Source organism: Poseidonocella sp. HB161398 (genome assembly GCF_005870025.1).
In the GTDB taxonomy this organism is placed as follows: Bacteria; Pseudomonadota; Alphaproteobacteria; order Rhodobacterales; family Rhodobacteraceae; genus Mangrovicoccus.
On the sequence record NZ_VATA01000297.1, the window covers coordinates 1 to 516 of the forward strand.

1 protein-coding gene is annotated in these 516 nt (G+C 66.9%); it reads right to left on the reverse strand.

The window, feature by feature from the left end:
• A partial coding sequence (locus FGX59_RS37335; RefSeq protein WP_171061038.1) for an ATP-binding protein occupies window positions 1–196 on the reverse strand: 196 nt, incomplete at its 3' end.
• Window positions 197–516: the final 320 nt, after the last annotated feature.

A 516-nucleotide genomic window follows, 5' to 3' on the forward strand; every position in this document is an offset into this window, starting at 1 on the left:
GGAGCTTGGCCGCCCGCATCCGGCTCCGGAATTTCTTCGTGCTGCGGCTGGCGGCCTCGCGGTCGATCAGCAGGCCGAGCCATTCGGCATGGCTGAGGTCGCCAATGTCGTCGCGGCCCTGCAGCTCGGCGAAGGCGTCCGCCATGCCGTCCAGCCTGAGCTCGCGCAGCTGGCTGTGGGTGGGATGGTCGAGCATGTGTTTCCTTTCTCAGTGGAAATATCCGGCTCCGCGGATGTTGGGATGGGAGATCGCGGGCCCGTCCGCGGGCTTTTCGGGCCGCCGGCGATGCAGCGTTCGCCGTCGGGCTCGGACCGGTGGCGCCTTCGACGGCTCACTCTTCAGGATCGAGTTGACCGAGCTGTACGAGGTGCCGCCGATCTCCAGCGCCCGGAGACAGGCCGCTTCCAGGGCATCGCGGCCATGCCCCCTCGTGCAGGGTAGTTGTCACCGTCCTTCGATCTGAAACTATGCAGCGAGGCGGGCAGGACAGGATTACGCGTGGCGTACTCACCGGA